The 26,266-nt window shown below is 67.1% G+C and carries 21 protein-coding genes, 1 tRNA gene, 1 other RNA gene and 3 pseudogenes; 2 read left to right on the top strand and 24 right to left on the bottom strand.

Annotation, left to right across the window (positions count from 1 at the left end; translation table 11 throughout):
• Positions 1-2: 2 nt before the first annotated feature.
• Together LJB71_RS06885 and LJB71_RS06880 are read right to left on the bottom strand one after the other, a co-directional pair.
• The gene (locus LJB71_RS06885) at positions 3-2,303 is read right to left on the bottom strand and encodes a polysaccharide biosynthesis tyrosine autokinase (protein WP_259303599.1); all 2,301 of its coding nucleotides are present in this window, start codon (positions 2,301-2,303) and stop codon (positions 3-5) included.
• A gap of 21 nt (positions 2,304-2,324) precedes the next feature.
• A complete protein-coding gene (locus LJB71_RS06880; protein WP_259303598.1) occupies positions 2,325-3,047 on the bottom strand; it encodes a polysaccharide biosynthesis/export family protein in 723 nt (240 codons plus the stop codon).
• A gap of 179 nt (positions 3,048-3,226) precedes the next feature.
• Here LJB71_RS06880 and LJB71_RS06875 point away from each other — a divergent pair.
• A tRNA-Val gene (locus tag LJB71_RS06875) sits at positions 3,227-3,301 on the top strand.
• Positions 3,302-3,397: 96 nt separating this feature from the next.
• Here the strand turns inward: LJB71_RS06875 and mgtA are convergent.
• Positions 3,398-6,157 (bottom strand): magnesium-translocating P-type ATPase, encoded by a 2,760-nt coding sequence (mgtA, locus tag LJB71_RS06870; RefSeq protein ID WP_259303597.1) that lies wholly within the window; start codon positions 6,155-6,157, stop codon positions 3,398-3,400.
• 141 nt (positions 6,158-6,298) lie between these two features.
• Positions 6,299-7,303, bottom strand: a complete 1,005-nt coding sequence (locus LJB71_RS06865; protein WP_259303596.1) for a hypothetical protein — start codon at positions 7,301-7,303, stop codon at positions 6,299-6,301.
• 168 nt (positions 7,304-7,471) lie between these two features.
• On the opposite strand from LJB71_RS06865, the pseudogene LJB71_RS06860 reads away from it, so the two are divergent.
• Positions 7,472-8,624: pseudogene (locus tag LJB71_RS06860) on the top strand (IS3 family transposase).
• Positions 8,625-8,706: 82 nt separating this feature from the next.
• Here the strand turns inward: LJB71_RS06860 and LJB71_RS06855 are convergent.
• From LJB71_RS06855 to LJB71_RS06760, 20 genes and pseudogenes are all read right to left on the bottom strand, one after another.
• Positions 8,707-9,210: a GNAT family N-acetyltransferase gene (locus tag LJB71_RS06855; protein WP_259303595.1), complete on the bottom strand. Its 504-nt coding sequence runs from the start codon at positions 9,208-9,210 to the stop codon at positions 8,707-8,709.
• The gene (locus tag LJB71_RS06850; protein WP_259303594.1) at positions 9,207-9,485 is read right to left on the bottom strand and encodes a DUF1778 domain-containing protein; all 279 of its coding nucleotides are present in this window, start codon (positions 9,483-9,485) and stop codon (positions 9,207-9,209) included. Before LJB71_RS06850 ends, LJB71_RS06855 begins: the two co-directional genes overlap by 4 nt.
• 1,101 nt (positions 9,486-10,586) lie before the next feature.
• Positions 10,587-11,198 (bottom strand): hypothetical protein, encoded by a 612-nt coding sequence (locus LJB71_RS06845; protein WP_259303593.1) that lies wholly within the window; start codon positions 11,196-11,198, stop codon positions 10,587-10,589.
• 490 nt (positions 11,199-11,688) lie between these two features.
• Complete coding sequence (locus LJB71_RS06840) at positions 11,689-13,563, bottom strand: DUF927 domain-containing protein (RefSeq protein WP_259303592.1); 1,875 nt, start codon at positions 13,561-13,563, stop codon at positions 11,689-11,691.
• Entirely contained in the window at positions 13,560-13,964 is a 405-nt protein-coding gene (locus LJB71_RS06835) for a hypothetical protein (protein ID WP_259303591.1), read from the bottom strand. The genes LJB71_RS06840 and LJB71_RS06835 overlap by 4 nt, the downstream gene beginning before the upstream one ends.
• A gap of 333 nt (positions 13,965-14,297) precedes the next feature.
• Entirely contained in the window at positions 14,298-14,510 is a 213-nt protein-coding gene (locus tag LJB71_RS06830) for an AlpA family phage regulatory protein (protein ID WP_259303590.1), read from the bottom strand.
• Positions 14,511-14,849: 339 nt separating this feature from the next.
• A pseudogene (locus LJB71_RS06825) lies at positions 14,850-16,084 on the bottom strand (IS256 family transposase).
• A 65-nt stretch (positions 16,085-16,149) separates the two neighbouring features.
• Entirely contained in the window at positions 16,150-16,731 is a 582-nt protein-coding gene (locus LJB71_RS06820) for a hypothetical protein (protein WP_259303589.1), read from the bottom strand.
• 94 nt (positions 16,732-16,825) lie between these two features.
• Positions 16,826-17,098, bottom strand: coding sequence for a hypothetical protein (locus LJB71_RS06815; protein ID WP_259303588.1), 273 nt, complete (start codon positions 17,096-17,098; stop codon positions 16,826-16,828).
• The gene (locus LJB71_RS06810) at positions 17,095-17,355 is read right to left on the bottom strand and encodes a hypothetical protein (RefSeq protein ID WP_259303587.1); all 261 of its coding nucleotides are present in this window, start codon (positions 17,353-17,355) and stop codon (positions 17,095-17,097) included. Before LJB71_RS06810 ends, LJB71_RS06815 begins: the two co-directional genes overlap by 4 nt.
• 66 nt (positions 17,356-17,421) lie before the next feature.
• Positions 17,422-18,648, bottom strand: coding sequence for an integrase arm-type DNA-binding domain-containing protein (locus tag LJB71_RS06805; RefSeq protein WP_259303586.1), 1,227 nt, complete (start codon positions 18,646-18,648; stop codon positions 17,422-17,424).
• Between the two features lie 177 nt (positions 18,649-18,825).
• Positions 18,826-19,178, bottom strand: a transfer-messenger RNA (tmRNA) gene (ssrA, locus tag LJB71_RS06800).
• Positions 19,179-19,318: 140 nt separating this feature from the next.
• The gene (locus LJB71_RS06795) at positions 19,319-19,993 is read right to left on the bottom strand and encodes an OmpA family protein (protein ID WP_259303585.1); all 675 of its coding nucleotides are present in this window, start codon (positions 19,991-19,993) and stop codon (positions 19,319-19,321) included.
• A gap of 53 nt (positions 19,994-20,046) precedes the next feature.
• Positions 20,047-21,516, bottom strand: coding sequence for a wax ester/triacylglycerol synthase family O-acyltransferase (locus tag LJB71_RS06790; RefSeq protein WP_259303584.1), 1,470 nt, complete (start codon positions 21,514-21,516; stop codon positions 20,047-20,049).
• Positions 21,517-21,678: 162 nt separating this feature from the next.
• Positions 21,679-22,805 (bottom strand): annotated as a pseudogene (alr, locus tag LJB71_RS06785) (alanine racemase).
• Positions 22,806-22,829: 24 nt separating this feature from the next.
• Positions 22,830-24,242 (bottom strand): replicative DNA helicase, encoded by a 1,413-nt coding sequence (locus LJB71_RS06780; protein ID WP_259303583.1) that lies wholly within the window; start codon positions 24,240-24,242, stop codon positions 22,830-22,832.
• 239 nt (positions 24,243-24,481) lie between these two features.
• On the bottom strand, positions 24,482-24,937 hold the full coding sequence (gene rplI, locus LJB71_RS06775) for a 50S ribosomal protein L9 (RefSeq protein ID WP_259303582.1): 456 nt from the start codon (positions 24,935-24,937) through the stop codon (positions 24,482-24,484).
• 113 nt (positions 24,938-25,050) lie between these two features.
• Complete coding sequence (rpsR, locus tag LJB71_RS06770) at positions 25,051-25,281, bottom strand: 30S ribosomal protein S18 (protein WP_259303581.1); 231 nt, start codon at positions 25,279-25,281, stop codon at positions 25,051-25,053.
• Positions 25,282-25,305: 24 nt separating this feature from the next.
• On the bottom strand, positions 25,306-25,719 hold the full coding sequence (rpsF, locus tag LJB71_RS06765; protein ID WP_259303580.1) for a 30S ribosomal protein S6: 414 nt from the start codon (positions 25,717-25,719) through the stop codon (positions 25,306-25,308).
• 163 nt (positions 25,720-25,882) lie between these two features.
• Complete coding sequence (locus tag LJB71_RS06760) at positions 25,883-26,224, bottom strand: iron-sulfur cluster assembly accessory protein (protein WP_259303579.1); 342 nt, start codon at positions 26,222-26,224, stop codon at positions 25,883-25,885.
• Positions 26,225-26,266 lie beyond the last annotated feature (42 nt).

Below are 26,266 nucleotides of genomic sequence, written 5' to 3'. Positions count from 1 at the left end.
GGTCAGCCCTTGGTCAACCGCGGCTTGCCGCCATACGCGTAGTACGAATCGTAGCGGTAGCCGTAGCCATAGCCGTAGCCGGCGGTGCGGGCGTCGTACTTGGTCAGCAGTGCGCCGACGATCCGCGCGCGTGCCGCCAGCAGGCGCTTCAGGGCCGACTGCGCGGCGCTGATCTTGGTTCTGGCGCTGGTGACCACCAGCAGGGTGCCGTCGACCGCGTTGGACAGGATCGGCGCATCCGCCAGCCCCAGCACCGGCGGGCCGTCCAGGATCACGTGGTCGTAGCGCTCGCCGCCGACGGTCAGCAGCGAGACCAGCTTGGAACCGGACAGCAGCTCGGCCGGATTCGGCGGCAACGGGCCGGCCAGGATCACCTGCAGGCGTTCGTCGCCGGTCTCCTGCACCGCCGCATTGAAGGCGCAGGCGCCGGCCAGCAGATTGCTCAGCCCGAATTCGGCGCGCAGCCCCAGGGTCTTGTGCAGCGATGGATTGCGCAGGTCGGCATCCACCAGCAGCACGCGCTTGCCGAGCTGGGTGAGGTTGCGCGCCAGCGCCAGCGCGGTGGTGGACTTGCCCTCGCCCGGCCCGCTGCTGGTGACCAGCAGGGTCTTGGGCACCCCGTGGTCGGTGGCAAACTGCAGCGCCGTGCGCACCGAACGATAGGCCTCCGAGAACGACGACTGCGGATTGGCCGCGACCTCCGCCACGTTCTCCTTCGGCCCGAGTTTGGGAATGATGCCGAGCACCGGCAGCTTCAGCTTCTGCTCGATGTCTTCCGGCGTCTTCAGGGTGTCGTCGAGGAACTCCAGCAGGAACGCCAGCAGCACGCCGAGCACGCCTCCCAGCAGCAGACCGATCGCCAGATTCATGGTCAGGCTGGGCTTGAAGCGACTGGTCGGCACTTCTGCGCGGTCGATGATGGAAATGTTGTTGGCGCGCACGTCGCCGGCCACGCCCACCTCCTTGTAGCGCTGCAGCAGGCCGTCGTAGAGCTGGCGGTTGGTGTCCACCTCGCGCTTGAGGATGTTGTACTGGATGCTGCGCCCATCCACGTCCAGCGCCTGGGTGCGCAGCGCCGCGATCTGGCCGTTCAACATCTGCTCCTGTCGGACCGCAGCGTCATATTCGGCCTTGACCGACGTGCGGATCGCAGCCAGCTCCTTGCCGATCTGGCGATCCAGCTCGTCGAGCTGGCTCTTGAGCTGGAGCATCTCCGGGTACTCCGGCTTGAACGTCTGCAGCTTCAGCTGGTACTGCGCCTGCAGCAGGCCCTTCTGCTGCTGCAGCGCGCGCACGTTGGAGTTGCTCAGCATGTCGGCCGGCATGGCGCCGCTGGCCGCCTGTTGCCAGCGCGCCTGCGCGCGGATGCGCTGGTCCTGCGCGGTGGCCAGCGCGGCGTTGAGCTGGGTGAGGTTCTGCGCCGCCAGCGATTGCCCCTGCTCGCCGGTATTGACCAGGTTTTCCTTCTGCGCGAACTCCACCAGCTTGCGCTCGGACTCCTCCAGCTTGGCCTTGGTCAGCCGCAGCTGATCCTCGAGGTAAGTCTTTGCATAAGACGAGGCGCCGAAGCGGCGCTCCAGCCCGGCCGCGATATAGCCCTCGGCGATGGCATTGGCCGCGCGCGCGGAGAACTGCGGCGACGGGCTATCGAAATTGATGCGCACCAGCCGTGAGTTGCGGATCGGCTCCACGCTCAGGCCGGCGCTGATGATGCCGGCGACTTCGCGCATCTGGCGCGCGGCGTCCTGCCGCGAGTCGGCTGGCGCGCGCCCGGGCTGCGGTTTGGCCTGCGGATGCAGCAGCGCGAGCATGCGCCCCAGCCAGCCGCTGTCCTCCAGCTTGCTCAACGTCGCCGGATCGACATCCAGCTCATTGGCCACCCGCTCGGCCAGTGCGCGGCTCTGGATCAATTCGTACTGGGTCTGCAGGAATTCCGGATCCCAGCCGCCGCTGTCGCCGGGCTGGATGCCGTTCACCTGCACCACCTGGATGCCCTCCTTCTCCAGCTGCAGCACGGTAGTGGCGCGGTAGATCGGCGTCGATGTGAGCGTCACCAGCAGCGCCAGCGCCACCACCGCGGCCAGCACGCCGATGATCAGGCGGCGGCGCTTGACCAGGACATGCCAGTACGCCAGCAGGTCGATCTCGTCGTCGTCGCGGCGCTGCTCGTCCTGCAATTCCAGGCTGAGCATCCCGCCAGACGCGCGCGGGTGCGCAAGCGCGCCGCCATGCGGGGAATCGTGCCGGGCCGGCAGCCGGCTCTCATCGCCGGCGGGCCCTGCGGGCAGTCGTTCGTCGGTCATTCCAGAATCGTCCTTGATCGATCAGGGGAAGAACCATCGGAACACGCCGATCGCCGGCGCGCTCTCGATGAAATTGCGGAACGCGGATTTGCTACCGGACTGCTCGACCACCACGATGTCGTCGCCGTACACCTGCGGGTCCTCGACGATGCCGCGGCGGACCTGGCGCAGGTCGAACACCGCCGCCATCCGCTTGCCGTTGACCTGGCGCATCAGCACGATGCCGCCAAGGTCGGCCACCTTGTTGTCCAGCCCGCCGGCCAGGGCGATCGCCTGCAGCAGCGTGGTCTTGCCGGTGATCGGGTAGATCCCCGGCTTGCTGACCGCGCCCTCCAGGGTGATGCGCTGGCTGGCGTATTCCTTCACGAACACGCTGACCTGCGGGTTCTGCAGGTAGCCCTCGGAATACTTCCTGGCCAGTTCGGCCTCCAGTTCCGGGATCGTCCTGCCGCCGGCCAGCACGGCACCGATCAGCGGCAGCGAAATCTGCCCGTTGGAGTTCACCCGCACTTCCTTGTCCAGGTCCTGTACCCCGAACACGCTGATGTCCAGCAGATCCTGGGCACCGATGCGGTAGTCGGTGGCGCCCTCGTAGGCGCCGGAGGCCGTGGTGGTATCCGGCGGCGGCAAGGCATTGCCGGCGACCGCATTGGCCTGCCCGGAACGCGCGCCGCCATCGCTGGCACACGCGGCCAGACCCAATGCCAGCATCAAGACCAACAAGAAACGCAACCCGTTGCGCATGCGGAATCCTCTCCCGGGGGACTTGGCATTATGAGGGGCAGGCCCGCAGGCGCAAGCCGGAGGCCGCACAAGCGGCCGTTTCCGTGATCGCCTGCCCCGTTGCCCGGCAGGCGCGCTACCGCGCGCGCAAAGCCCTGTTGCCTAATCCGGGCGTTGCTGTAGAATGCGCGCCTCGCAACGGGCGGTTAGCTCAGCGGTAGAGCATTGCCTTCACACGGCAAGGGTCGCAGGTTCGAACCCTGCACCGCCCACCAGATTGCGGAAAACCCCCGGCCTTCCGGGGGTTTTTCGTTGTTGCCTTCGCATGCTTCTTGCCGCCTGCCGCGGGGACCAGGGCGCCGGGCGCGCCCTCACTGCCAGCCGTAGCGGCGCACATAGAACCCCTTCATCGCCTGGGTCAGGGCCATGTAGGACAGCACGATCAGCGGCAGCAGGGCGAAGTACAGCGGCGGCAGCGCCTGCGGCTTGAAGTAGTGCGCCAGCGGGCCCATCGGCAGGAAGATGCCGATCGCCATGATCGCCAGCGTCATCGCCAGCAGCGGTGCCGAGGCCCGGCTCTGGATGAACGGGATCTTCGGGGTGCGGATCATGTGCACGATCAGGGTCTGGGTGAGCAGGCCGACGACGAACCAGCCCGACTGGAACAGGGTCTGCTGGGCCGGGCTGCTGGCGCCGAACACGTACCACATCATCGCGAAGGTGACGATGTCGAAGATCGAGCTGATCGGGCCGAAGAACACCATGAAGCGGCCGATGTCGGCCGGGTTCCAGCGCTGCGGACTCTTCAGCAGCTCCTCGTCCACGTGGTCGAACGGGATCGCGATCTGCGAGGTGTCGTACAGCAGGTTCTGCACCAAGAGCTGCATCGGCAGCATCGGCAGGAACGGGATGAAGGCCGAGGCCACCAGCACCGAGAACACGTTGCCGAAGTTGGAGCTGGCCGTCATCTTGATGTACTTGAGCATGTTGGCGAAGGTGCGACGCCCTTCCTGCACGCCCTCCTCCAGCACCATCAGGCTCTTCTCCAGCAGGATGATGTCGGCCGCCTCCTTGGCGATGTCCACCGCGGTGTCCACCGAGATGCCGATGTCGGCACTGCGCAGCGCCGGCGCGTCGTTGATGCCATCGCCCAGGAAGCCCACCACGTGGCCGTTGGCCTTCAGCAGGCGCACGATGCGCTCCTTGTGCGCGGGCGTCAGCTTGGCGAACACGTTGTGGCGCTCCACCGCCTGCGCCAGCGCGGCATCGTCCATCCGCTCGATGTCGCCCCCCAGCAGCACGCCCGGCTGCGCCAACCCCACTTCGCGGCAGATCTTGGCGGTCACCCGTTCGTTGTCGCCGGTCAGCACCTTGACCACCACGCCGTGCCCGGCCAGCGCCTTGAGCGCCGGCGCGGTGGATTCCTTCGGCGGGTCGAGGAAGGCCACGTAGCCGACCAGGGTGAGGCCGCACTCGTCGGCCACGCCATACACCTCCTGGGTGGGCGGCACTTCCTTCATCGCCACCGCGACCACGCGCAGCCCTTCTTCGTTGAGGTCGGCCGTCACCTGGCGGATGCGCTCCAGCAGCTCCGGCCCCAGCGGCTCGGACTGCGCGCCGTGGCGCACGTGGGTGCAGGCCGCCAGAACTTCTTCTACCGCCCCCTTGCACACCAGCTCGTGGTGATCTTCGCGCTCGCTCACCACCACCGACATGCGCCGGCGCTCGAAATCGAACGGAATCTCGTCCACCTTGCGGAAGTTTTTCGCCGGGTTCAGCTCCTGGTGCACTTCCACATGCTCCAGCACCGCCACGTCCAGCAGGTTCTTCAACCCGGTCTGGTAGTAGCTGTTGAGGTAGGCCATTTCCAGCACTTCGTCGGATTCCTCGCCCCACACGTCCACGTGCCGGGCCAGGAAGATCCTGTCCTGGGTGAGCGTGCCGGTCTTGTCGGTGCACAGCACGTCCATCGCGCCGAAGTTCTGGATCGCATCCAGACGCTTGACGATGACTTTCTTGCGCGACAGGAACACCGCGCCCTTGGCCAGGGTGGAGGTGACGATCATCGGCAGCATCTCCGGGGTCAGGCCGACCGCGATCGACAGGGCGAACAGCAGCGCCTCCATCCAGTCGCCCTTGGTGAAGCCGTTGATGAACAGCACCAGCGGAGCCATCACGAACATGAAGCGGATCAGCAGCCAGCTCACCTTGTTGACGCCCGCCTGGAAGGAGGTCGGCGCGCGGTCGGTGGCGGTGACACGGATGGCCAGCGCGCCGAAATAGGTGGCGTTGCCGGTGCCGAGCACTACCGCCGTGGCCGAGCCGGACACCACGTTGGTGCCCATGAACAGGATGTCGTCCAGCTCCAGCGGGTTGATCGCCCCGGCATCGCGCTGGAACGCGAACTTCTCCACCGGCATCGACTCGCCGGTCATCGCCGCCTGCGCCACGAACAGGTCCTTGGCGGTGAGCACCCGGCAATCGGCAGGAATCATGTCGCCAGCGGACAGCACGATCACGTCGCCCGGCACCAGCTGCTTGATCGGCAGCTCCACCCGGTAGCCGCCGGCGCCGTAGGCGCGCGCTGCGCCGGGTCGCGCCTCGTCCAGCCCGTCCCGCGGCTGCGGGCGCAGCACGGTAGCAGTGTTGCTGACCATCGCCTTCAGCGCTTCGGCCGCCTTGTTCGCCTTGGACTCCTGCCAGAAGCGCAGCAGGGTGGACAGCACCACCATGGTGCCAATCACCACGGTCGCCTTCATGTCCTCGGTCAGATAGGAGATGACCGCCAGCAGCGTCAGCAGCAGGTTGAACGGATTGCGGTAGGACAGCCACAGGTGCTGCCACCAGGTGAGCGGCTTTTCCTGCTCCACCTCGTTCGGACCGACCTGTTCGCGGATGACCTCGGCCTGGTCTTCGTCGAGGCCGTGCTCGCCGCTGCCCAGTTGCGCCAGCAGCGCCGCCGGCTCGGCCAGCGCGGCGGACACCAGGCGCTGGCCCAGACCGGCCGGCAGCTCGCGGCTGACGTCCGTGCGCAGCACGCTGTCCAGCACCGCCAGCCGCCGGAAATGGCGGGTGAAGTGGCGGTTGCTGAGGAAATTCGCGAACAGCTCTTTCAGAAGGGTGAAGTTCATGGGGATCTCCGTGGCCCCTGTCGCGGCAGGGGCCGATATGCCGTCCATCAGGCTCGGGACAAGGATCAGGGCAAAGGTTCAGGGCAAGGCATCAGCGCCATCGAAAGCAGCAGGAGTCTGGTGCCGCAACATGGCAATCCGTCATCCGCTGCGCCATGGCTTGGGCAGCCAGCGCAGGCCGATCGCGACCCAGCGCTGCCCTGCCCCGCCGCCAAGGCGATTGCCGCAGGTGGCATCCAGTTGCAGGCGCTCCGGCAGCAGCCACTGGCGGACGCCGGCCTGCCACGACGGCCGGCCCGCGTCCTGGCCGAAGGTTTCGGCCAGCAGCGATGTCCGTTTCCCCAGCCGCCACTCACTGCCCACTCCCCAGCTGAGGTGGTCGCGGCGGCTGGCGCCCTCGCGCAGCCAGCCCAGGTTCACGTGCACCAGCAGTGCCTCCCCTGCGAACGCGCGTGTGGCCGGCACGTAAGCATAGGCATCGATCGTTCCTGCATCCGCGTGGCGGACGCCACCCAGGGCCAGGGCGATTCCCCAGCCGCCGCCATCCAGCGGCTGCAGCATCGTCTTGGCCTGCACCAGCACATCGCGCTCGGTGCGTGCCTCGCGCGTCGCAAGGGCTGCGCCGCCCACGGTCAGTTCCAGATCATCACCAGGATTACAGGCCGGCAGCGCCCATATCTCGGTGCCGGGGCGCGCCTGCCGCACCCAGCTCTCCAGCTGGCAGCGGCCGGGCGCGACGATGCCGGCATCGTCCACCACCATCGGGCTGTCCGCATGCGCCGCGCCCGCGGCAAGCCAGGCGAGCGCCAACCCGGCGGGACGCACCGCCGACACGCATCCGGCGCGGTGGATCTGGATGAGGCGCATATGGGGTCCCCTCGCTGGTCGAGGCAGAGCCACCCCGCGCGCACTGCCCGCGCCCGGCGACCAGCGGCCGCCTGCGCCGGGCCGCGCCTGCCGGACGGCAAGCGCGCTTCGCGGCCGTCCCGCCAGGGGATGGCCATGCAGCTGTCGGGAAGGGAGCGCGCCGGGAATGGCGACGCGCGCGACCGCTTCTCGCTTCCGGCGAGACAGCGGCAGGAGACCTGCGCTTATCTTGCCGAGAAGATGCCGGCATGCGCCGGCCGACGACTGTCGCTCGAACAAGTGCCCACTTGGGGGAGTCTCCGCAGTTGGAAGCGCGCGCATTGTAGGCAGCCGCTTGGGCCGCCGCAAGCGGTGCGCATGGAAAAACCCCGGCCATTCGGCCGGTGGACCGACCAGCTTTTCGTAGACATCCGGACGCCATAATTGATGGCAATGGCCGAGGTGTTTATGGGCAACAGCAAGCAGTACACGAATGAGTTCCGGGCCGAAGCGGTGAAGCAGGTGCTGGAGCGCGGCTTTACGGTTGTGGACGTGGCGTCCCGGATCGGGATCCCCAAGCACACGTTGTATGAGCAGGTGCAGGCGGCCAGGAGGACGGCGCCGCTATCCGTGGCCGCCGCAGCGCAGAGCGACTCGGCCGAGATCCGCCGGCTGAAGGCCGAGCTGCGGCGCGTGACCGAGGAGCGCGACATCCTAAAAAAAGCCGCCGCGTACTTTGCCAAGGGGTAAGGGCGAAGTACGCGTTCATGCGCGCGCACATCCGCGAGTTCCGTCTGGTCGCCATGTGCCGGGTGCTGGGCGTGCACCGCAGCGGCTACTACGCTTGGCTGCGCCAAGGAGCCAGTGCCCGCGAGCGCGAGGACCAGCGTCTGCTCGGGCTGATCAGGCACTACTGGCTGGCTAGCGGTGCGGTGTACGGCTATCGCAAGATCGCCCTGGATCTGCGGGACGCTGGCGAGCGATGCAGCCGGCATCGCGTCTGGCGACTGATGAAGGCGGAGGGCCTGCGGGCGCAGGTGGGCTACGGCGGCAAGCCGCGCCACCGCAGCGGTCCGGTCGGCGCCGTGGCGAACGTGCTCAATCGGGACTTCTCGCCGCACACCCCGAACAAGGTCTGGGTCACGGATATCACCTATATCCGCACCTACGAAGGCTGGAACTGTTCCTGGCGGCAGTGATGGACCTGTACTCGCGCCAGATCGTCGGATGGGCGACGGCGCCGACGATGACCAGCGACCTGGTGCTGCAGGCGCTGACGGCCGCGGCATAGCGGCGCAAGCCCGGCCCGGGCGTGATGGTCCACTCCGACCAGGGCTGCCAGTTCACCAGCAGCAACTGGCAGCCGTTCCTGAAGGCGCACCGGATGGTGCCGAGCATGAGCCGTCGCGGGAACTGCCACGACAACGCCGTGGCCGAGAGCTTCTTCAGCGTCCTGAAGAAGGAGCGGATCAAGCGTCGGATCTACCCGACGCGGGCCACCGCCACATCGGACGTGTTCGACTACATCGAGATGTTCTACAACCCGATCCGCCGGCATGGTTCCGCTGGCGGCATGTCACCGGTAGAGTTCGAAAGGCGCTACGCGCAGAGCGGCGAATGAGTGTCTACGGAACTCTGGTCGGTCCACCCGCGTTGTGGGATGAGCAGCGGGAGAGAGTCGGGCTCTGAGGCGGAGGCACCCCTCAGCCCAACATGCCCTTGAGATCCTTCAGCATTAGGAACAGATGGTACGGATCAGTCGGGCTGGGTTCAAATTCCCACGATTCGTACCACTGCCGCGCTGCGTCGTCTTTGGCATGGACCAACAGGCAACGAATGCCGGCGATGTCGGCAGCCTGTGCGGTACGCAGCAGCGCATCCTTGAGCAAGGCCTGGCCCAGACCTTTACGCTGATGTTCCTTGTCCACCGCGAGCCGGGCCAGGATCATGACCGGCACCGGGTGGCGCGCCAGCCCCTTCATCACTCTCGACGGCGCGGCCTCCGGATCGACACTGCCGACTGCGATGCTGTAGAAGCCGACCACCACGTCACCCTGGCAACAGACGTAAGTCTGCGCGCTGTTGGCCTTCTGGTTGACGAGCGCGTAGCGCTGCAGGAACTGGTTCAGCGCGGCCTGGCCGCAGTCGAAGGCATCGACCTGATCCGTTGCAGCCAGCTTGCGAACGGGGGAGTAAGCACCGCTCAATCCAGAACCCCGGGCTCACGCAGCAACCTCTTCAGACGCGGCTTGCTTTGCACCGGGCGGTCCAGCGCCTCCTGAAAGGCCTGCCACTGTGTGTCGTCCAGCACGAACCGGCGACGATCCGCCAGTGTCTGCGCGGCCGCCGTCACGCCCGCGTCGAGCAGGAACTCGCTGACGTTCTTGTGGCAGGCGCGTGCGGCTTCCTGCAGCAGTTGCTTGACCGGCGTGCTGGCACGAACGTCAATGCGTTCGGTCTTGGAAAGATTCAGGGTGCTCATGGTGCCCCTCCGGACTGATCTTGGATGCCCTTATTGTAGGCGTCCGGACATTGTCCTGACAAGGCGTTTCTTGTCTTGGCCACCATCCAAGCACGTACTTCCGCGTTGCAATATGTCGTAGTGCTCGATAACGACCGACGAAACGCAACGGGAGCGTTTCCTTCGCCCCCGATGCTGCAATCCAACCGCTTGATTCGTCCGCGCGTAACCCTTTGATCTGTATGGGTCTGAGTTGCGGCCTTTGCGGACTTCCGGCCACTTCCAAAGAGCGATGCCGGAGCGAGGAATGGCCAGGAGAGGTGGAATGTGGCCCGGAACGGGCTGGAAGGCTGACCGGTGCAGTCCGCAGGCTTCCGCAGGAACCCCCAAGAACACGCGGGAACCGGCGCGATCGGGCAGAAAAACCCCAACCGAGAACGGTTGGGGTTTTGTTATTGGGGTGGGCTCTATCGAATCATCGGCCACAGCCCGCACTACAGCTTGACTCCAAGAATCCAGCTCCAGCTGTTACCGCCATAGTTACTGCCTCAAGGCGACCGCTTGGCCGCTTCGGCATGCGACCGGCATGGGTTGCCGGACGGGGCCTGCCTCCCTGCAAGTCTCACGCGCCAGCGTAGCCCGCGCGCTGTGGGGTGGGGACGGGGAAGCATGCAGCGCGCGAATTGAAGGCAGGGGCGACCATCTCGACGCGATGGCCAGGCCGGGCAATGGGTCCTCCCCAGGGCTGCCCCCTGCGGGTAATTCGGACCGCGAAAGCGGGCTAGACGCAACAGCGGCTTAGGGGTTTTGGTAGTCGGCCCGGCCTGCATCGCACGCCGGCGGACGCTATTTGTCCCGGGTCCGGCACTGCCCGGGACAAACCCGGGACGCTGAAACGTAAGCGGGGCGCGGTGTCCCGGGTGCCCCGCTTGTCCCGGGCGGAAACTGCAAGGGTAAGGGTCAGGGGGGACTTTCAGGGGCAGGAAAACGGGTGCGGGTGCGGGATTGCAAAGGAACCTTTATGTATCTACCCGGGACACCCGGGACACCCGGGACAATCAACCGTGGCGCGGCTTTCCCTGTCCCGGGTTTGTCCCGGGTTGACGGTCTACCCGGGACAGATCACGCAGCGGACTCGCAGCCCTCCGCGCCCTCATCCTCCGGGAAGTCGGCCCGATACGCTGCCAGGTCCTGCCCGTAGAATTCGACCGCCACCAGTTCATCCAGCCAACGCAGCAGCCGGCCATCGGCGTGTGCCGCTGCGGCCTCTGGAAACCGGCTCGCAAGTGCCCTCGTGAGTCGCGTAACGTTGCGATCCGCCTCATCCTCGGCACGAATTGCTGCCGCCCTCTCGCGATGGTCGGCCCGTTCCTTTTCGGTAGCCAGGGCATCGCGAAGCCGGGCCACCTCGCTTGCCAGCTCCTGCACCCGGGCGCGTAGCTCTGCGGCCATTTCCGCCCCGGGTTTCATCGCCCGCGCCCGGACGCGCGCGGGGTCGGTGTTCGCCATCCATTCGCGCACAGCGCGCCGCGCATCGAAAAGCCCATCAGGCCCCGGCGCAGTGATAGTTCCGCGCTTTGCCGCTGCGGATACCGCCTGCCGGCTAACTCCCAGCATCAACCCCAGCTGCGCGCCGTTGACCCGCAAGCCCAACAGCTCTAGTTCCAGGTCGCGCGATGTTGACGCCAGTGCATCGCGCCGCGCTCCCGAATGGTTTTCCAGCCGTTCCGTCATTTCTGCAACTCCGTCCGTCAACCTCGTTCCCAGCTCACTACCTAGGCAGGCATTGCGGCCCGAATTACCCGCAAGGGAGCGGCCTAGGGAGGACCCACAAGCCCGGCGCGCGCCTGCTGCACTCCCGCCCCGCCTGCCGCCGCGCGCTTTCAAAATGCGTCCAATGGGCAGGGAACAGGCAAGCCGTCCCTGCGGTTCCAACACCACGGACACGCGATCACACGCGCAGGTGCGGCCTGCCACAGCCAAACGGGCCCGCAGCCGGTGCACTGGCACGCCTGTGACCATCCCGCCGGCACGTGCCCGGATCGGCGCGCAGCGCGCGCAAGCAAGGCGCGGGCATAGGCCAACACCTCTACGTCGGTACAGGCGGCCAAGGTGTCCAAGTCCCCGCCGGCCATGCGCACAGTCCGCCGTGCGTCCATGCCTTCCGCCTGGGCAATGCGGATTAGCCGCAGCCTTTGGGCATCCGCGTTCGCGCCTGCCGCACTCATGGACCGCCGCCATCTGCATCGTCGCCGTCATCTGCCCACAGTTCCGGCAACACCACGTAGACGCGCGCACGCCGGCCATCCGGTAGCCGCTCGCTTCGGGTGAACTCTCCGTTACTGCCCTGCCTCAACGCGCCATGAAGTGCCAGCGTGCGCGCCACCTGTTGGGGATCAAAGCCGCTGCATACCTCGCTACGGAACACCTCGCGTTCGATGTAGTAGGCCAATCCGCCCTCATCGTCTTTCCCCTTGCGGAACCCGGCCCGATTGATCGTGCGCGGCTTGTGCGATTCGTCCGCGTCACGCCACGGGCTGAACCTCGCCTCGCCGTGCTGCGCCAGGAACAACCGCACCTGCGCCAACATGGCGGCCGGCTCTGCTGCCCCATCGGTTCCACGGGAAGCAATCCACGCCGCGAAGCATGCGCGCGCCGCACGCTCTGCCTCGCCTTGCGGCCATCCGGTCAGCCCGTGCATGGTTGCAAGCTCTCCAGCCGCAGCAGCCAAGGCGAAGCGTTGCGCCACGCGCCGCACCTGTCCGGCTGCGGTGTGCGCGCACAGGCTTTCCGCCGTTGCATCCCGTCGCACCCGCAGTGCGTCCATGGCGGCCGTTGTGCCGGCGGCAAGCGCCCGCAGCCATGCCCGCAGCGCGTGGCCGTGGTGGGCCACTGCGGCGCGTTTCAGGCTATCGGCAAATGGCCCGGGGTCCATGCCCTCGGGTAGCCGCTCGAAAATGCCCCGACCGCCTTCCACGTCGGCCGGCACGTCGATTACGCGAACCTCATGCCCTGCGCGCGTCTTGTGGCCGGCTGCGGTCACCAGATCGCCCAACCCCACCTCGCCCGCACTCAGGAACAGCAACCGGAATCGAGCCGCCGCGCGCGCGCTGCCGTCGCGATGGCTGCGGCTCTTGCCCTGCCCATTCGCTAGCAGATAGGCCGCCGCGCCTGCGTTGCGCGGGTCCAGCTGGCCAATCTCATCCAACGGCAGCAGCAAATCCGAGTACAGCGATGCTACGGCCTCTAGTGCATTGTCCGTCGCGCGCCAGGTGCGCACGTATGCGGGCGGCCCGAACACGCTGCCGGCCACGGCAAGCGCCGTGCTTTTGCCCGAACTGCTGCTGCCTTTCAGATGGAAGCCGCCTCCTTCCGTATCCAGCAGGCCCAGGCAGGGGCCAGCGAATGCGGCCGACAACGCCAAGACTAGGCGCGAGTTCCCGGCGCAGGGAGCGGCGACTTCGCTGCGCCATTCCTCCAGCGTCCCAGCTGTCGCGAGCGCCACGCCATCAACCGTTGCACCTTGAAAAATAACCGGCTCGCCGTCCGGCTCTCCGAAGGTTTCCGCAGGTAGGACGAACGTCCCACCATGCCAACCCGTTCGCAGCACGCAACGGGCTTTCGCCTCGGGCCGCGCTTGGGCGATGTAGTCCAACAGGCGACTGCGCCGCTGCGCCATCGAAGTGATTTCTAGCCCCTGTCGCAACAGTTCGGCGCGCAGCTCTTCGCCGCTGCCGGCCAGCATCGCCATAGGCATTGCCCATCGGTGTTCCTGCCCGTCGCGATCCGCGAACACCAGCAACCGCCCCCATTCGCTGGCGCTTGCATCGCGGGTCACGGCGGCCACTTGTAGCGGCGAGCAAATCCACTGCGGTTCGGCCTCAATGGTTGCGCCCGTCGCCCGGTCATGCGCGGTCCCTATCCAGTAGACGCCCGGCCGGCCCATTGCCTCGCTGTCAGTCACGATGAACCGCGCTTGCGCATCGTCGGCAGGCTTGGGTTTGTCGGCGGCCTTGGCCTTGCTCCGGCGCTTTCCATCGCGCGCTTCCTGCATTCGCGCCAGGTCGCGTTCCGCCTGTTCCTCCAGTCTGGAAGTCACGCCAGCACCTCGCGCGCGCCTTCGATGCGCTCAACGGCCACCAGCAGCCGCGCATGATCGTCCGGCCCCAGCGGCTGCCCATCGGCCACGGCGCGCGCCGCAATGACCACGATGGATGCCTCCCGCGCCAGCACGCCAAGCGCCGCCGCCCAACCGCTTTGCCGCCACGCTTCGCGCGCGGCGGTGCGCCCTTCCGGCGTGGCGTCCGCAACTCGCTGCGGGAACAGGTCGGCCACCTCCAGTCCCAGGGCGCGCACGACCGCCAGCACTTCGCACCCCGCAAAGCATTTCACCAGCGCGCGGCCGTCGTTACCTTCCGCAATGGACAGGGATGCGCTGCGATCCTCATGGGCCGGGCAGCGCGCGGTATAGCCCCGCCCGGACTTGCGCACCCGCTCCACCCGGGACAGCAGCACGCCAACGGGGCCATAGCTGGAATGCGGCACGGCGGGGGCACTCATCGCGGCAAGTCCGAAGCCCACGCGGGCGCGGCTTCATCGCCCGGGGGAAGTAACGCAAGCCGCAGTAGCCATCCCGTCGCGATGCCACCTCCAACGCTGCCGAACGTTCGCCATAGGGAACCATCCCCACAGCCCAGCGGAAGCCGTCCTGTTCGACAAGCGCCCACGCTGCGACCGGCTCCAACAATTCGCCGCCATCGTCACGCCAGACGGCATACCAGCCCGGCTGCGCGGGCGTGAGGCTCTCAATCTGCGGCTCATCCGGTGCCCGGCTCATGCCCGCACCTCCGGACGCCCCGCCGCCTCGATGAAGGCCGCCACGTCGGAAGCCCGCCACGCGGTGCAACGCTCGGACAGTTTCACGGCCGCAGGCGCGCGCTGTTCGCGGACCAGCTTCCACCAGGTGGATTTGCTCACTCCGACCAGCGCCAGCACCTGCGGAAGGCGCAGCAGGCCGCCGGCCTCCAGCAGGTATTGCGCGGGCATGCCCCGCGAAGTGGCAGGCGGTTTGCGGGTGGCCGCTGCCGTAGCCTTGTGTTGCTTATGCATAGTTGCCGTCCTATGTAGGCCCGATGCGGGCGGGACGGTTCATGCTGGATTTCTACGGACGTCCGGTCATCGAACCGCTACGCCTAGCGGGTTCCCGGCAGGTGTAACGGGTGACCGCTACGCCTTGTGGTCACTTGCGCATTTCAATTTTTCTAGGGCCCACACTTTGGCCCATTGCTTGAGGGTTTTCTCGGGCAGGTGTGACGTTGCAGGAAGCCCCGGGGCTGTCTGAATTTTTGTGTGTGAGGCGGTTTTCTGAATCTGCCTTCGTGCCGCTCAGCGCGGCGCGAGGGTGAAGCGGTCGCCGTACAGTATCGCGAACTGGTTCATCGCGGACTTCCACTCCTTGCTCGCCCGCTTCCAGTCGGCGGTGATGTTGCGCAGGGCCAGCCAGATCAGTTTGGTCGCGGCCTCGTCGCTCGGGAAATGCCCGCGGCTCTTGATGATCTTGCGCAGCCGCGAATGGACGCTCTCGATGGCGTTGGTGGTGTAGATGATCCGCCGCACCTCGGGGGAACGCGAAGAACGGGATCACCCGGCTCCACGCTCGCCGCCAGGCCGCGACGACGGTCGGGAAGCGCTGCCCCCAAGGGCCTTGCTCGAACGCGTCCAGTTCGGCTTCTGCGGCTTCCGCGCTGGGCGCGGTGTAGATCGGCTTGATCGCCGCGGCCAGCGCCTTGCGGTCCTTCCAGCTGGCAAAGTCGAGGCTGTTGCGGATCAGGTGCACGATGCAGGTCTGCAGCGTCGTGGCCGGGAACACCGCTTCCAGCGCTTCGGGCAGGCCCTTCAGCCCATCGGCCACGCCGATCAGGATGTCCTGCGTGCCGCGGGTCTTCAGGTCGTTGAAGACCTTCATCCAGAACTTCGCGCCTTCGGTGTTCTCGATCCACAGCCCGAGGATGTCGCGGGTGCCGTCCGGCAGCACGCCCAAGGCCAAGTACACCGCCTTGTTGCGCACCACGCCGTCCTCGCGGATCTTCACTCGTAGCGCGTCGAAGAACACCACCGGGTACATCGGCTCCAGCGGCCGGGTCTGCCATGCGCCCACCTCGGCCATCACCTCGTCGGTGACCGCGCTGATGAACTCTGGCGACACGTCGACGGCATACATCTCGGCCAGATGCCCTTGGATCTCGCGCACCGACATGCCGCGGGCGTACATCGAGATGATCCGGTCATCAAAGCCGGCGAAGCGGCGCTCGTGCTTCGGGATCAGCTGCGGCGCGAAGCTGCCGGCACGATCACGGGGCACGTCGATCCGGAGCGGCCCCTCGTCGGTCAGCACGGTCTTGCCGCTGCGGCCGTTGCGGTGGTTGCCGCGACCGCCCTCGGGGCTGGCCAGGTGCACGCCCAGCTCGGCGCCCAGGGCGCGCTCGATCACGGCCTTCTTCAGCTTCTGAAACACGGCCTCGACGCCGGCAGCGTCCACCGGGCCGGGGATCAGCTTCTCAAGCAGTTCGTCGGGAAGAATGGCGTCCGGCTTCGCGACTGGGGGGTTTCTTGCGTGGCATGGGGGCTCCTGAACATCGTCATGGTAGGCCCCTCACACAAAAATCCTGACACCCTCGAAGCCCCCTCAACTCTTTGGCAAGCGTCGGCAAGTCGGGCTTGCCTTTTGCCTCGCCTTTTTCGTGCAACGGAACCGTTGAAAAAAACGGGACAGGTGGGCAGATGCCTTGTCCTTTAAGCCATTGCGCGACGCATTGGCTATAACGCCGCCCTGCCTGCCGGACTCGACATATGCGGTCGCAAATGCCGCTTCAATGGCGGCCGATGATTCTGAGCCGTACGCAAAAGCTAACAGCGAACCCGCAGCAATGCTCGCCATGCCCAAATGAAATTGGCGCGCCCTCGGGTCCCGCGACGACAACACATCGAGCGCGCTGGATCGCACTCGATTGAATAGCGATTGTTCGGTGGTGCGGTCCGCCAATTCGGTATCGCTTGGATGCGCGTACTTCCTTTGGATTCTATGTAGGGCCACCGCCCAGCCGTGCGCATCGTCGCGCCAACTGGGAAGCTCGCCCACCTCCCGCACCCACTCGCTTAGAGTCGGATCGCCCTTGATCCTCGTTCCGGCAGAAACCGCTATGGCAAGCGCCGCAACTGCCGATGCGGCGATAAAGTCGGCATCATCTGGCAACGAACTGTCACCCATTCGCGCACCCTCGCTGCGCCCTTCAAAGGAGCGCCACGGCAACGGGTGAAGGTGTCCCGCTTTCGGCTGGCCGGCCTAGCCGTGGCGTGTTCGCTTATCGCGCGCCCCACCGAGTGTTGCGGGCGGCTTCCTCACTGCATGCCTGTGAAAGGGCCCCGAGCATTTCAGCGGCGACCAGCAGCGATGCCAGGTGTTCGCGCGTTTCGTTCTCATCGTTCGCACACCGACCAGCTGCACGCACAACCGCACTCGCCGCGCTCGCGAAGTTCACTGCGTGCGATTGCATGTTGTCCGTTTCCGGGTCCAGCAAACTGATTGCTAGTGCGCGGTCGGAGTAGACCACGCAATGCGCCAGTGATTCGCTCATGCCTCGCTCCTTTGGCGGCTTTCCGCCGCATCGGCGGCTAGTGCCGCATGGGCTCGCCCGATTTCGCATGCCAGCAGGTGGCGCAACGCCGCCTGTATATCGTCGTTGGCATGGCCGAAAGCCGCCTCATCGTTCGCCACCAAATACCCCAGCGCTTGGGCGCACCAAAGATGCGCGCTTGCGTCTGTCGTGTAATTGCCTTTCACCGGCGCAGCACCGTATTGCTCCGGGTCCGCCGCTAGACTGTGGGTTGCCATGATCGTTCCTCCGTAGAACGGTTGTGGAAGGCGTGGCCGGGTGCCGCTAACACCCGGTCGCGCCGCTTACCGGCTCTCGCCGGATGCTTTGCGCAGGGGGACAACGTTCCCGCCTTCGCGCAGGTTGTCCAGGTAGTCCGCCCATGCCTGCATCATCTTTCGGCGCTCTGGCAAATGGGCGGTGCGGTTGTAGGCCCGGCCGTTTGGGTCGCGCACGGAGTGTGCCAATTGGTGTTCGATGTAGTCAGGCCGGAACCCGAGCAATTCATCCAGCATCGTGCGAGCCGTCGCCCGGAAACCGTGGGCCGTCATCACATCCGCCCCGAAGCCCATGCGCCGCAACGCGGCATTGATCGCATTGTTGCTCATGGGCCGGCGCGGCGAGCGGCCACCGGGGAACACGTACTGGCCGCGCCCGGTCAACGGGTGAAGCTCGCGCAAGATCGCAACCGCTTGATCGCACAGCGGCACAAGATGCGGCTGGCGCATTTTCATTTTGGCGGCGGGGATGTTCCATTCGGCCTTGTCCAGGTCGATTTCCGCCCACTCGGCATGCCGCAGCTCGCCGGGACGGACGAACAGCAGGCCCGACAGCTTCAACGCAGCGCGCGTCACCGGATCGCCTTTGTATCCCTCGATTGCACGCAGCAGCCCGCCCAGCTCGCCGGGATCGGTAATCGCCGCATGGTGGCGTCCCTCGGGGCTGGCCAGCGCGCCGCGCAGATCGGCAACGGGGTTGCGCTCCGCCCGTCCGGTGGCAATGGCGTAGCGCATGACTTGCCCGCAGTTTTGCAGGATGCGGTGCGCCGACTCGACAGCGCCGCGTTCCTCGATTCGCCGGGCGACGCGCAGGAACTCTGGCGCAGTCACTTCGGCCACAGGCCGGCCACCGATGTAGGGGAAAACGTCATTCGCCAGCCAAGCCGCCACCTTGTCCAGGTAGCCGGGAACCCATGCTTGCTTGCCCAGCCATTCCCGGGCCACAACCTCGAAACTGTTGGCCGCGCGCTCCGCGCCCGCCGCTTTCTCCGCCTTGCGGTGTTCGCCGGGGTCGATGCCCGCCGCCAGCGCCTTGCGCGCCTCGGCGTGACGCTCGCGAGCGTCGGCCAAGCTGGTATCCGGGTAGGTGCCAAGACTCAGGGTATTGCGCTTGCCGGTCACTGGACGGCGGTAATCCCAGCGCCACCAGCGCGCGCCATCCGGACGCAGCAGTAGGTACAGGCCGCCGCCATCGGCCAGCCGCATCGGCTTGTCGCCGGGCTTGGCCTTCCGGATCGCGGTATCCGTGAGCATGGCAGTAACTCCCGTGGCGGTAACTGTTCTGGCAGTAGGCCAGTTACCGCCCAAGTTACTGCCTATAGGCGGTAACTTTCAAGGGATGCCATCGCACCGCCACGGACACAAAAAAGGCCGGAACCCTTGATTTTGCTGGAGGTTCCGGCCTTCTTTGGACGTTCTGGAACGTTGAATTGGTGGAGGTGGGCGGAATCGAACCGCCGTCCGAAGGCACTCCATGCCCGGCACTACATGCTTAGCCCGGTGTTTGGTCTCGGAGGCCGGCAACACACCGTGCGAAGCACGCCGTCCTCCACACCCGCTGCGTTTCGGAGCCGGTTGGCGGGTCGCCGCCGGAACCTATCCCGTGATGATGACCCTACATCCACGAGCACGGGCACAAGTGGGTTCGGGGCTAGGCCTTAGGCGGCCAGAGCGTAGTTGTCGTCGTTGGCAACTATGTGTTTGCAGCTGGATTTACGAGGAAAGCTACCCCCTCGGCATGCGCCGTGCGATTTCGCGACCCCCGTCGAAGCCAGTGCACCCCCGGGAAGCGTCGATTTCACCGACCCGGCCAGTATAGGGGCGGCGGCGGGGTTCACAAGCCCGGTGTGCCGGGGCGTTCATCCGGCGCAACGGAAACGGGCCGCGCGTGGCGGCCCGTTCCGCGAACCCCGTGGCTGCGGGGTCAGGAACGCAGCGGCAGCAGGCGGATCTCCACCCGGCGGTTGAGCGCCCGGCCCTGCTCGGTGTCGTTGCTGGCGATCGGGAAGCGCTTGCCCATGCCGATGATCTCGAACCGCTGCGGCTGCACGCCCTGCGCGATCAGGTAGCTGGCCACCGCATTGGCGCGCTGCTCGGAGATGCGCTGGTTGACCGCGTCGGACCCGATGTTGTCGGTGTGGCCGCTGACCTCCACGATGGTCTGGTTGTACTCGCGCAGGGTGCCGGCGACGGCGTTCAGCGCGGGATAGAACTGCGGCTTGATGTCGGTCCGGTTGAAGTCGAAGGTGACGCCATCCGGCAGGTTGAGCTTGATCACGTCGCCATCGCGGCTGACGTCGATGCCGGTGCCGGCGGTCTCGCGCCGCAGCTGGGCTTCTTGGCGGTCCTGGTAGTTGCCGATGGCGCCGCCGGCGAGCGCGCCGATGCCGGCGCCGACCATCGCCTGCTGGCGGCGCGACACCGCGCTGTCGCCGCTGAGCAGGCCCGCCGCGGCGCCGATGGCCGCGCCGATCAACGCGCCCTTCTTGGCCCGGGCATGGTCGTCATAGCCGCCCTGCGTGTCATACGACGCACAGCCGGCGACGAAGGCGACAAGGCAGATGCCGAGCACGGCAAGCTTGAACGGCTGGGTATTCATTTGAAGCTCCTTTTCAGTCATGTGGCGATTGGCTGGGAGACGCCGGGCAGAGGCTAGGCGCGGGCACGTGGCCTGGATGTGAACGGAGGCGGCTGCGTTAAGCCGGCGTTGCCTGATCGAGCAGGGCCTGCGCCGCCTCCGCGCCCAGCGGCAGGCTCCAGTCTCCCATCAGCGTGAGGTACAGCAGGGCCTCGAACTCCTCCCCCGAACCGCCGCACCACCGCATCCGGATCGGGGATCAGGCGCGCGTCGGCGATCAGCCCGAAATGCACCTTACCGCGGTAGCTGAGGATCGACAGGCCCAGGCCGATCGAGCCGGTCTGCGGCACCCAGAACATGATCTCGCGCAGTTCGCAGCCGGCCAGGTACAACGGCTGCTGCGGGCCGGGCACGTTGGTGGCCACCGCGCTGGCCTTGCGGCTGAACAGCTCCAGCGCCAACTCCTGCACGGGCTGCGGGGCGATGCCCAGCGCCGCCAGCAGGCCGTAGGCCACGATCGCCTGGCGCGACCGCTTGAGCTGGTTCATGCAGTCGGCCACGCGCTGCAGGCGGCGCAGCGGGTTGGCCTCGCCCACCGGCAGGTCCAGGAACACCAGCCCGAAATGATTGCCGAGCTTGCGCGCATGCTCCAGCGGACGCAGGTTGACCGGCACCGTGGCGCGCAGGGTCACCCCCTCCAGTTTCTCGCCGCGTTCGCGCATGTAGCCGCGCAGCGCGCCGGCGGCGGCGGCCATCAGCACGTCGTTGACGGTGCAGTCGCAGGCGCGACCGACCGCCTTGACCTCCTCCAGATCCAGCGGTTCCGCCCATGCCACGCGCTTGCTGACGCCCAGCCGGCCGCGCAGCAGCGACGGCGGATCGTCCGGCAGCGCCAGCGCATAGACCAGCTCGCGTGCGATCTCCCCGCCCTCTTTCGCCAGCAGCGTGGCTAGCGACGGATCCTGCATCATCGCCATACCCTGCCCCAGCGCCTTGCCGCCGAGCTTCATGTAGCGCTCCATCGCGCCCACCCGGCGCGCCACCGGCGCCGCCTGCTCCTTCAGCCAGGCCTTGTCGAGGCGCGAGGCCGAGGAAGATTCCCGGCTGGTGTCGGTGAGCGAGAGCAGCACCTGCACCAGTGCGATGCCGTCGGCGTAGCAGTGGTGGATGCGCGCCACCACCGCGGCGCCACCCTGGTAGCGTTCGACCAGGTGGAACTGCCACAGCGGCTTGGTGGGGTCCAGCGGGCTGGACGCGAGCTGGCTGACGAAGCGTTCCAGCGCGCGCTTCTCCGAGGACTTGCCGGGCCGGCCCGGCAGCCCGGACAGCCGCACGTGCCAATCCAGGTCGAAGTGTTCGTCCTCCACCCACTGCGCGCCGGCCGCGCCATCCACCGGCTTCTGCCGGAAGCGCGCGTAGGCGAGGAAGCGTTGCTGGATCACCCGCTTGAGCTGCGCCAGCGACATCGGCTCGGCGAACATCAGCACGCCGGTGATCATCATCGGATTGGTCGGCCGCTCCATCCGCAGCCAGGCGGTGTCCACCCGCGACATCGGCTCGCGCGCTCGAGCGCCGGCCCCGCGGCGCTGCGGAACGCTTCAAACGCGGCTTCGACGTGGCCATTCCCGCCCTCCCCGGTGGTGACGGCGAGTGAATCACGCCGCCTTGCGGGTGGTCAACGCGGGCTGCGCCCCGGCACCGCGCGCTCAGGCCGCCGCGCTGCCGCCCACGTATTCGCGCGGGATGCGCTCGTTGAGCCGGGTCAGGATTTCATAGCCGATGGTGCCCGCCCGCTGCGCCACGTCCTCGACGCGGATCGCCTGGTCGCCCTGGGTGCCCACCAGCACCACGTCATCGCCGTTGTAGGCCGTGCCGTCGGGACCGAGATCGACCATGAACTGGTCCATGCAGATGCGCCCGACGATCGGCCGCCGCTGGCCGCGCACCAGCACATCGCCGTTGTTGGACAGCGCGCGCGGCCAGCCATCACCGTAGCCGATCGGGATGGTCACCACGCGGGTGTCCTGGGCCGGCGCCCAGGTGGCGCCGTAGCTGACCGGGTGCCCGGCGCGCACCACCTTGAAGTACACCACCTGCGACAGCAGCGACAGCGCGGGCCGCACCGGCACGCTGGCGCGCGCGGCCGGGTCCGGCAACACGCCGTACAGCAAGATGCCGGGGCGCACCATGTCCAGCCAGGTGTCGGGGAAGTGCAGCACGCCGCCGGAGTTCGCCAGGTGCCGCAGCGGCATCGGCGCGCCGATGCGGGTGAAGTGCGCGCAAGCCTCCTGGAAGCGCTCCACCTGCAGCGCGGTCATCGGCGATGCCGGATCGTCCGCGCAGGCCAGGTGCGAATACACACCCTTGAGCACGCACCCGCGCGAGGCCAGCGCCGCCTCGATCAACGGCCCGCAAGAATAGCTGTGCACGCCGATGCGCTCCATTCCGGTGTCGATCTTCAGATGGATCACCGCCTTGCGCCCCAGCGCCTGCGCCGCTTCCTCGACCTGGCGCAGCTTGTCCAGCGAGGACACGGTGATCTCCAGGTCGTGCCCGATCAGCTGCTGCGCCTGACGCCCGAGGATGCCGCCCAGCACCAGGATCGGCACGTGGATTCCGGCACGGCGCAGGGCAATCCCTCCTCGACGAACGCGACACCGATCTGCTCCACGCCGCACGCCTGCAGGTGGCGCGCCACCGGCACCAGACCGTGGCCGTAGGCATTGGCCTTGAGGATGGCCATCACCGGCACCCCGACGTGGGCGCGGATGGCGCCGAGGTTGCCGGCCAATGCGGCCAGATCGACCACGATCCGGGTCGGGCGCTGCTGCATCGGATCGGTCACGGCGGCCTTGCCTTATTCGTAGCGGCCCACGTCGTCGTGGGCGAGGTTGTCGAAGCGGGTGTATTCGCCGAAGAACTTCAGCTTGAAATGCCCGACCTCGCCGTTTCTGTGCTTGCCGATGATGATCTCGGCCAGGCCCTTGTCGGGGGAGTTTTCCTTGTTGTAGTACTCGTCGCGGTAGATGAACACAATCATGTCCGCGTCCTGCTCGATCGCGCCGGATTCGCGCAGGTCGGCCATCAGCGGGCGCTTGTCGGTACGCGATTCCAGCGAGCGGTTGAGCTGCGACAGCGCGATCACCGGCACGTTCAATTCCTTGGCCAGGCCCTTGAGCGAGCGGCTGATCTCGGAAATCTCGGTGGCGCGGTTCTCGCTGTTGCCGGGCACCTGCATCAGCTGCAGGTAGTCGATCACCACCAGGCCCAGGTCGTGCTCGCGCTTGAGCCGGCGCGCCTTGGCGCGCAGCACCTCGGGCGACAGCCCCGGGGTGTCGTCGATGAAAATCTTGACGCTGCTCAGCTGGGCGATGGCGCCGGTGACCCGGCTCCAGTCCTCGTCCTCCAGATCGCCGGTCTTCAGCCGCTTGGCATTGACCCGGCCCAGCGAGGAGATCAGGCGCAGCGCCAGCTGCTCGGCCGACATTTCCATCGAGAACACCGCCACCGCCTTCTTCGACTTCAGCGCCGCGTACTCGGCGATGTTGAGCGCGAAGGTGGTCTTGCCCATCGCCGGGCGCGCGGCCAGGATGATGAGGTCGGTCGGCTGCAGGCCGGCGGTCATCCTGTCGAACTCCGCATAGCCGGTGGGCAGGCCGGTGACACCGCTGCCGTTATCGGCGCGCCGCTGCAGGACCTCGAACGCATCGCGCAGCGCGCTCTTGATCAGGACGAAGTCCTGCTTGCCGCGCGAATGGCCCTCGGCGATCGCGAACACCGCCTGCTCGGCCTTGGCCAGCAGCTCGCCGGATTCGCGCCCCTCCGGCTGGAAGCCGTCGTTGACGATGGTGGTGCCGACGTCGATCAGGCGTCGCTGCACCGCCTTGTCGCGCACGATCTCGGCATAGGCGCGGATGTTGGCCGCGCTCGGGGTGCTGGCGGCCAGCTCCACCAGGTAGGCACCGCCGGCGACCTGCTCGCCGATCCCCTGCGATTCGAACCATTCGCCGACGGTGACCGCATCGCACGGACGGTTCTTCTCCACCAGCTCGCGGATCGCGCGGTAGATCAGCTGGTGGTCGCGGCGGTAGAAATCCTCGTCCAGCAGCTGGTCGGCCACGCGGTCGAACGCGGCCGGGTCCAGCATCAGCCCGCCCAGCACCGCCTGCTCGGCCTCGATCGACTGCGGCGGGATCCGCAGCTGCTCCACCTTCTGCTCGTTGCGGGTCTGGAAGCTGGAATCCGGGCGTAGCCCTGACCTGGCGCTCATCGGCGGCGTCACTCCCCTGCCGGCCCGTCGTCGCGGACCGTTCGTTGTTGTGTGCTGGAAGCCGACATCGTAGTCGTCCGCGCCGGGAAGCGTTGCAGATAACCCTGTGGATAACCGGTGGGCGTCTCACCGCCTGCGACGGTGCCGCGCGACGGGCCCGCGCAGGCATTCCCAACAGCATCCCGCAAAACGAAACGGGCGCCCTGCGGCGCCCGTCGCGGTCTTGCCATCGCGGTGGATCAGGCCGCTTCCGGCACCACCACCACCTTGACGGTGGTGTCGACGTCGGCGTGCAGGTGCACCGCCACCTCGAACTCGCCGGTGTGGCGCAGCGGGCCTTCGCCCATCACCACTTCCGACTTGTGCACCTCGACGCCCAGTTGCCTGGTCAGGGCCTCGGCGATCTCGCGCGGGCCGACCGAACCATACAGCTTGCCTTCGGTCGAGGCGTTGGCGCTGACGGTGACGCTGGCGTCGGCCAGCTTGGCCAGGCGGGCGTTGGCGGCGGCCAGCGCATCGGCGGCCCTGGCCTCGTACTCGGCGCGCTTGGCCTCGAACTCGGCGATGTTGGCCGGGGTGGCCGGCACCGCCTTGCCCTGCGGCACGAGGTAGTTGCGGCCGTAGCCGGGCTTCACGGTGACCAGGTCGCCCAGGCCGCCGAGGTTGGTGACTTTCTGCAGGAGGATCAGTTGCATGGTGGTTCTCCGTATTCGTTAGCAGGCGGCGCCTGCAACGGATGCTGTCCGAATCGGACGGGAACGTCGCCGGCGACGGGCCGGCGTCGGGGCCGGCCGGCGCTGGCGAGGCGTCAGACGTTGTGGTTGTCGGTGTACGGGATCAGCGCGAGGAAGCGCGCGCGCTTGACCGCGGCCTGCAACTGGCGCTGGTACTTCGACTTGGTGCCGGTGATGCGGCTGGGCACGATCTTGCCGGTCTCGGTCAGGTACTGGCGCAGGGTGTTGAGATCCTTGTAGTCGATCTCGGTGACGCCCTCGGCGGTGAACTTGCAGAACTTGCGGCGGCGGAAGAACTTGGACATGGGAATGCTCCTGGAGGACGGCGCTTAGGCGGCTTCGGCGTTGTCGGTGTCGCCAGTGCCCACGGCACTGTCGCTCTCGTCGTCGCGGCGGCGACGCTCGGGCTTGTCGCCCTTCTCGTCCTTGTTCTTCATGATCAGGGACTGCTCGGTCACGGCCTCGTCGCGACGCATGACCAGGTGGCGCAGGATCGCGTCGTTGAAGCGGAAGGTGTTGACCAGCTCGTCCAGCACGGCCTGCCCGGCCTCGATGTTCATGAGGACATAGTGGGCCTTGACCAGGTTCTGGATCGGGTAGGCCAGCTGGCGGCGACCCCAGTCCTCCAGGCGGTGGATCTTGCCGTTGCCGGCCTCGATCGCGCCCTTGTAGCGCTCGATCATCGCCGGGACCTGCTCGCTCTGGTCGGGATGGACCAGGAACACGATTTCGTAATGACGCATGGTGATTTCCTTGTGGATGGCGGCAGGCGGAATGCCGGCCGGACAGCCCTCGGCCACCTGCCGCGGGGCGGACAGGCGCGTTCGGGCAAGAACCTCCCGCAAGCGGGAGCCGCCTATTATGGCGAATCAACGGGTTGCGCGCAAACCCGTGCCCGGTGTGCGCTCAGGCGCGGACGTCGGCGCCGGTGGTGAAGCTGGAGCCGCAGCCGCAGCCGCCGGTGACGTTGGGGTTGTCGAAGGCGAACTGCTCGTTCAGCCCCTGCTTGATGAAGTCGATGCGGGTGCCGTCCACCTGCGGCAGGCTGCCGGCATCCACGTAGATGCGCACGCCGCCGGCGTCGAACACCACGTCGTCGGGGCCCTGCTCGCGCGCCATCTCGATCCTGTAGCCCCAGCCGGAGCAACCGCTGCGGGAGACCCCGAAGCGCAGGCCAATGGCCTTGGGGTCGGCCTCGAGGTAGCCGAGGATGCGGGCGCGGGCGGTATCGGTAAGGGAAATGGCCATGCGTGGATTGTAGCTCCGGTAAACTTCCCGTCCTATTTCAGG

It is taken from the genome of Thermomonas sp. S9, assembly GCF_024704365.1.
Classification (GTDB): domain Bacteria; phylum Pseudomonadota; class Gammaproteobacteria; order Xanthomonadales; family Xanthomonadaceae; genus Thermomonas.
This window is presented reverse-complemented; position numbering and strand designations above follow the sequence as displayed.

Coding starts and splice junctions, on each gene's coding strand:
- LJB71_RS06885 (WP_259303599.1), bottom strand. CDS start 2,303: ATGACCGACGAACGACTGCCCGCAGGGCCCGCCGGCGATGAGAGCCGG.
- LJB71_RS06880 (WP_259303598.1), bottom strand. CDS start 3,047: ATGCGCAACGGGTTGCGTTTCTTGTTGGTCTTGATGCTGGCATTGGGT.
- mgtA (WP_259303597.1), bottom strand. CDS start 6,157: ATGAACTTCACCCTTCTGAAAGAGCTGTTCGCGAATTTCCTCAGCAAC.
- LJB71_RS06850 (WP_259303594.1), bottom strand. CDS start 9,485: ATGAGCACCCTGAATCTTTCCAAGACCGAACGCATTGACGTTCGTGCC.
- LJB71_RS06845 (WP_259303593.1), bottom strand. CDS start 11,198: ATGACGGAACGGCTGGAAAACCATTCGGGAGCGCGGCGCGATGCACTG.
- LJB71_RS06830 (WP_259303590.1), bottom strand. CDS start 14,510: ATGCCCGCGCAATACCTGCTGGAGGCCGGCGGCCTGCTGCGCCTTCCG.
- LJB71_RS06820 (WP_259303589.1), bottom strand. CDS start 16,731: ATGGGTGACAGTTCGTTGCCAGATGATGCCGACTTTATCGCCGCATCG.
- LJB71_RS06815 (WP_259303588.1), bottom strand. CDS start 17,098: ATGAGCGAATCACTGGCGCATTGCGTGGTCTACTCCGACCGCGCACTA.
- LJB71_RS06810 (WP_259303587.1), bottom strand. CDS start 17,355: ATGGCAACCCACAGTCTAGCGGCGGACCCGGAGCAATACGGTGCTGCG.
- LJB71_RS06805 (WP_259303586.1), bottom strand. CDS start 18,648: ATGCTCACGGATACCGCGATCCGGAAGGCCAAGCCCGGCGACAAGCCG.
- LJB71_RS06795 (WP_259303585.1), bottom strand. CDS start 19,993: ATGAATACCCAGCCGTTCAAGCTTGCCGTGCTCGGCATCTGCCTTGTC.
- LJB71_RS06780 (WP_259303583.1), bottom strand. CDS start 24,242: ATGAGCGCCAGGTCAGGGCTACGCCCGGATTCCAGCTTCCAGACCCGC.
- rplI (WP_259303582.1), bottom strand. CDS start 24,937: ATGCAACTGATCCTCCTGCAGAAAGTCACCAACCTCGGCGGCCTGGGC.
- rpsR (WP_259303581.1), bottom strand. CDS start 25,281: ATGTCCAAGTTCTTCCGCCGCCGCAAGTTCTGCAAGTTCACCGCCGAG.
- rpsF (WP_259303580.1), bottom strand. CDS start 25,719: ATGCGTCATTACGAAATCGTGTTCCTGGTCCATCCCGACCAGAGCGAG.
- LJB71_RS06760 (WP_259303579.1), bottom strand. CDS start 26,224: ATGGCCATTTCCCTTACCGATACCGCCCGCGCCCGCATCCTCGGCTAC.